5 protein-coding genes are annotated in these 5,935 nt (G+C 40.0%); 3 read left to right on the plus strand and 2 right to left on the minus strand.

Going from position 1 to position 5,935, the window contains the following annotated elements:
• Positions 1–380: 380 nt before the first annotated feature.
• A complete protein-coding gene (locus tag EA341_RS18865) occupies positions 381–968 on the minus strand; it encodes an outer membrane insertion C- signal (RefSeq protein ID WP_293016730.1) in 588 nt (195 codons plus the stop codon).
• Here EA341_RS18865 and EA341_RS18870 point away from each other — a divergent pair.
• The 3 genes from EA341_RS18870 (at position 967) to EA341_RS18880 (ending at position 4,916) form a co-directional block, all read left to right on the plus strand.
• On the plus strand, positions 967–2,130 hold the full coding sequence (locus tag EA341_RS18870; protein WP_293016731.1) for an AIR synthase related protein: 1,164 nt from the start codon (positions 967–969) through the stop codon (positions 2,128–2,130). The genes EA341_RS18865 and EA341_RS18870 overlap by 2 nt on opposite strands.
• A gap of 11 nt (positions 2,131–2,141) precedes the next feature.
• A complete protein-coding gene (locus EA341_RS18875; protein WP_293016732.1) occupies positions 2,142–3,488 on the plus strand; it encodes an alkaline ceramidase in 1,347 nt (448 codons plus the stop codon).
• Between the two features lie 69 nt (positions 3,489–3,557).
• Positions 3,558–4,916 carry an acyl-CoA dehydrogenase family protein gene (locus tag EA341_RS18880; protein WP_293016733.1) on the plus strand — a complete coding sequence of 453 codons (1,359 nt, stop codon included), beginning with the start codon at positions 3,558–3,560 and terminating at the stop codon, positions 4,914–4,916.
• Here the strand turns inward: EA341_RS18880 and EA341_RS18885 are convergent.
• On the minus strand, positions 4,913–5,755 hold the full coding sequence (locus tag EA341_RS18885) for a hypothetical protein (RefSeq protein ID WP_293016734.1): 843 nt from the start codon (positions 5,753–5,755) through the stop codon (positions 4,913–4,915). The genes EA341_RS18880 and EA341_RS18885 overlap by 4 nt on opposite strands.
• Positions 5,756–5,935: the final 180 nt, after the last annotated feature.

A 5,935-nucleotide genomic window follows, 5' to 3' on the forward strand; every position in this document is an offset into this window, starting at 1 on the left:
AAGCCATACTCCTTGGCATGTGCAATTATATCTTTCAATTGTGCGTTTTCCGCAGCCTGTTCATTTTTTGCCATAGCCCGCAAAATTAAATAAAATGACTGAATCGCAAGGTGCAATTCCCAAAAACTATAGGAGACATCCCGCTTATTTGCCAAACCATGCAATAAACAAAAGCCTCAGCAACTTTCGCAACTGAGGCCTTTCCACATTATATAAAGCTTATGCCTATATGGGTTTTCAAATGTAAAGCAGAAATTTCAATAGAAACTTAGGGTTGGCCCAAATATCCATCAATATCTAATATCAACGAATATCGGTAAGTTAAAAAATCTACTTTAATTTGGCTTATGGCAAAATAGTAAATTGGTGCCTATACCATTTTATCTAAAGGTATACTTTAGACCTATTCCCGCCCTGAAGAAATTTCTCCTTTCATTGGGGAAAATTGGGCTGGCTTCCATAAGAAAACCAAAGTTTTTGGTTGCAAATGGCTTTACCAAAACTCCCAGCGGAACACCTAAATAAAAGCCGTTGTTCCCACCTTCTGTTCCAAGGTGAAAACCTGAGTAGAAATTCACTTCATCTCTCCTGACAAAGTTGTAGCCAAAAGTTCCCTCAATGCCTACGTTTCTCCCTGTTGATACCCTTGCTTCCCCAAACATTTGATTGTCTGGATCAGTGCCAATAGCAGCAAAAGTAGCTGAAGATAACCTGTAAACACCCGCTGAAATCTGAGCTTGTGACTCTAATGTGACCATAAAAAACAGGGTCAAAGAAAATAGAATTATCTTTTTCATTTCATTTAAATAGTTGGTTTCCCCTCTTTTTGCAAAGACTCTGCCAAAACCTTTTCCTGAACCCCATACTTTTACTCCAACCCCACTTATCATTTTTACAATCCATAACCTGCCAATCCCCACAATATGCTTAACTTTGTTTGCATCATAACCAACCCAAAGATCCCACATGAACGAAAGGTATATGCAGCGAGGTGTTTCAGCCTCAAAAGAGGATGTACATCAAGCCATTTCCAAATTGGATAAAGGACTTTTCCCCAAAGCATTCTGCAAAATTGTCGAAGACACCCTCGGCAATGACCCTGAATATTGCAATATCATGCATGCTGATGGAGCTGGTACCAAATCCTCTCTTGCTTATATGTATTGGAAAGAAACAGGAGATCTCAGTGTGTGGAAGGGAATTGCCCAAGATGCCATTATCATGAATACGGACGATCTGCTTTGTGTAGGTGCTGTCAACAATATTTTGGTATCCTCCACCATTGGAAGAAATAAAAATTTAATCCCCGGTGAAGTGGTTTCTGCGATCATCAACGGCACAGAAGAGGTGTTACAGATGCTCAGAGATCATGGAGTCAATATTGTTTTGACAGGCGGTGAGACAGCTGATGTGGGTGACTTGGTGCGAACTGTGATCGTAGACAGTACTGTCACTTGTAGAATGCTTAGAGATGATGTCATTTCCAATGACAATATTCGCCCGGGTGATGTAGTAGTTGGATTATCTTCTTTTGGGCAGGCTACCTACGAGGATTATTATAACGGCGGTATGGGCAGCAACGGCCTGACTTCAGCAAGACATGATGTTTTCAATAAACTCCTAAAAACCAAATATCCGGAAAGCTTTGACCCAGCAGTTCCGGAAGACTTGGTATACTCAGGAAAGTATAACCTAACAGACCCAGCACCTGGCTTGCCTTTGGATATTGGCAAATTAGTCCTTTCTCCCACCAGAACTTATGCACCTATCCTAATCGATGTGCTGAAATATTTAAGAGAGAAAGTTCATGGCATTGTCCATTGTAGCGGAGGAGCCCAGACCAAGGTCTTGCATTTTGTGGATAATGTGCACGTGGTCAAAGATAATCTGTTTGAGACCCCTACACTTTTCAGGTTGATCCAGGAAGAAAGTGGAACCGATTGGAAAGAGATGTATAAAGTATTCAATATGGGTCACAGGATGGAAGTTTACCTGGAGGAAAGATATGCTGAGGAGGTTATTGATATTGCTGAAACCCTAGGTGTGGAAGCCAAAATCATTGGTAGGGTTTTGCCTTTTGAAGGTAAAAAAGTCACTATTCAAAGCCCTCACGGAACATTTGAATATTAATTTTTGAAAAAATGCAAAAAACAAAACTCCAGAAATTCTTCAAGGCCATAGCCTGGATTCTTGGAGTTTTGTTCTTTTTAATTCTCGCACTTTTTACCCGCGTAGACAGAACAGATTACAGGGAAATGGAATATTATTCCAAAACGATAAACACACTGGATACCCTTTCTATGCTATCAAGTACGGGGGAAACTTGGCTTTCAGGTTGGTCCAAAGTAAACAGTACTCCCGAATCAGCTGTAAACCTAGTCGGTTACAAACCCAGAGGGGAATATGATTTTGTTCAGGACAGTACTTTTATCAGATCTTTAGCTGTCAGCAATGGTCTCAGTACAGTTATTTTCCTGAATTACGAACTGATGATTATTCATCCTATTTTGTATTACAGAATAAAAGAGGTGATAAATAGAGATCATCCACAAGTAGATTTTATATATTTCACTGCAACACACACACATTCCGGCATAGGCGGCTACATGCCTGGATTGGCAGGTAGGTTAGCTTTTGGTGGATATGATGAGTCGGTCATGCAGCTCATGGAAAACAAGTCTTTGATGGCTGTCCGCCAATCACTAGCTTCCATGGATACCACGAATATTGTTTATCAAATCTCCAATACCCATGAGCTTGTTGGAAACAGGCTGAAAGCTGAAGACCCTGTTGACCCTTATCTCAGAAAGTTGATTTTTGAAAAGAAAAATGGAGAAAAGGGCATTTTTCTAAGCTATGCCGCTCATTCAACCATCCATAGTTCAAGTTTCAAGGGGCTTTCAGGAGATTACCCTCACTACCTGACCGAAAATTTGGAACAGGGGGATTTTGACTTTTCCATGTTTGCTGCTGGAGCAGTAGGGAGCCATAAACCTCTTGCCGGCGGCAATACTCCTGCACATGTACAAGCTTATGCTGACAGCCTCTATGCGCAATTGGATAATGAAATCAAGCTTTCTGATGAAATAGGAACCCATGAAACATCTTTTGCCAACTTCCCCCTTCATCTTAGAAAACCACATTATAGAATTGCAAAAAATATCCGTCTAAGACCTTATATATTCAATAACCTCTTCGGGGAAACCAATGCCCATTTTGATGTTTTGCTTGTGGGTAACATCCTATTGATTAGTTCGAGCGGGGAGATCTCAGGTGTATTTATGGAGGCTTGGGAAAAATTTGCTGCTGAAAGGGGTTTACATTTGCTTATCACAAGCTTTAACGGAGGATATATAGGGTACATTACACCGGATGAATACTACGACGGTCCATATTATGAAGCGAGGGATATGAACTGGTTTGGACCTTACAACGGGGCATATTTTGATGAAATCATAAAAAAGATCATTGAAAAGACCTCAAAATAAAAGGGATAGGCACTATATTTTATTGTCTTATTACGTACATTAAGAGTACACATCTAAACCCTTTTAACCATGAAAAATATTTTTAAGACTTTTTCAGGAGTCAAATCACTCATCCAAAACCTGGATATTGAAAAAATAAATGCCCTTTCCCAAAAAGTTGACCTGAATGAAATGATTGGAATTGTCTCCAAAATGAGCGAGGAAGATTTGGGGAAAATGATGAAGATGATGAAAGGTGGAGGAGGCAAAAAAGAGATTCCACCGATCAATGGTGATTTTTATGAATTGGGGAAAACCCTCCCTCCGCATGAAAGGGAAATCCAGTTAAGGGTTCGTGAATTTATGGAAAAAGAAATCCGGCCAATTGCCAATGACTGTTGGAACAAAGCCATTTTTCCCATGGAAATCATCCCCAAAATGGCGGAATTGAATATCGCAGGACTTACTTACAGCGGTTATGGATGCCCTGGCCACTCTGCTTTACTGGAAGGTTTTATAGCTATGGAAATGGCACGCGTGGACACTTCAATTTCAACCTTTTTCGGAGTTCAAAGCGGCTTGGCTATGGGATCAATCTACCTTTGTGGCTCCGAAGAGCAAAAGCAAAATTGGCTGCCTAAGATGCAAAAACTGGAAACTATCGGAGCATTTGGCCTCACGGAACCGGAAGTAGGATCAGCTGTTGCTGGCGGTTTAACCACTACCTGCAAAAGGGAAGGTGATGAATGGGTGATCAATGGCCAGAAAAAGTGGATTGGAAATGCTACATTCTCTGACATAACGGTCATATGGGCGAGGGACTTGGATGACCAACAAGTTAAAGGCTTCATTGTAAGAAAAGATAACCCGGGTTTTCAGGCTGAAAAAATTGAAAACAAAATGGCATTAAGAACTGTACAAAATGCCCTGATTACAATGAAGGATTGTGTTGTCCCAGAAACAGACAGGCTACAAAATGCCAACTCTTTCAAAGATACGGCCGCAGTACTTAGGATGACGAGGGCTGGAGTGGCCTGGCAGGCTGTGGGCTGTTCCAGAGGAGCCTATGAGGTCGCCTTGAAGTACACCAATGAAAGGAAACAATTTGGTAGACCAATTGCCTCTTTCCAGCTCGTACAAGATCTTTTGGTTACTATGTTAGGAGACCTTACAGCCATGCAGAGTATGGTCTACAGACTTTCTCAAATGCAGGATAATGACGAACTCTTGGACGAACATGCATCTTTGGCTAAGGTTTTCTGCACCTTGAGAATGAGAGATATTGTAGATCATGCCAGAGAACTTTTTGGGGGCAATGGAATTCTTTTGGAATATGATATTGCCAGGTTTGTGGCAGATGCAGAAGCCATATACTCGTATGAAGGTACCAAAGAAATTAATTCCCTGATCGTAGGTAGAGCCATTACAGGACACAGCGCATTTGTTTAGAACACCAGTAATATCAATGGCAAGATAAAAGAGGCTTCCAGTTTTTGACGGACAGCCTCTTTTTTCTGTCTTTTAGAAAAAAAGTAGTGTAAATGTAATCCTACAATAAGTAGCAGAATACCCGAATGAATTTTGAAAAAGGAAGGAAGATAAAAGAGTAACATTACCAGCGTTATAAAAATGATCGTTCCAATCCAAAAGATACTATTTCTCAAAGTTCTCTTCGACATCAGACTTAGGATAGAGCCATACCCTTCTGTCTTATCTACTTCTGCATCTATGTATGACAGTATGAAAAGATTTAGTATCGCAATTCCTAAATACAGAACTGCAAATAGCCAGAATAAGGGTATTAAATCATGAACTCCTTTTGTGACTACAGGTCCCAATGCTATCCCAAATACATAAATAGAGGCGGTAGAAATTTCTTTTAGCCAAGCTGCTTTTTTCCCAAGCTTAAATAAAAAATAAAACCATACGGTAACCAAAGCTGTCAAAGAAAATCCCGGCACTCGAAGGTACCAGAGTTTTTCTAAAAACATCATCAGGAGAACGCCAATTAATATAAATACAAGAACTGTTAAAAGTATAGTTTTAAAATACCTGTGGTGAAAGACGTGCCTTGGAAATGCCATATGAGAATCTTTGAGGGATCTCCCATCTATCAGATGATCTATACTGTAAATGCACCATACGGCCATTCCAAGAAGCAGATAAACTTCCCATGAAACCTTAACACCAATCACGTCTGAGAAAAACAGCATCCCTGCCATTGCTCCCAACACAACGTCTATGGAAAGAACATTAAAGTAAAATAATATGGATTTGAAGATTTTCAACTATTGCAAATATATAAGCATCTCGAATCAATTCAGCACTATACCTTCATTACAAATCATTGTATATTTCAAAACAAAAGAAAACTGCATATGAACAAACTTATAGTCCTCTGCCTATTTTTGAATTTTACCTACATGACCACATTTGCTCAAAGCCCGTTAAAAATAGCCGTAATTGGC

This window comes from Mongoliibacter sp. (genome assembly GCF_007692705.1).
GTDB lineage: Bacteria > Bacteroidota > Bacteroidia > Cytophagales > Cyclobacteriaceae > Mongoliibacter.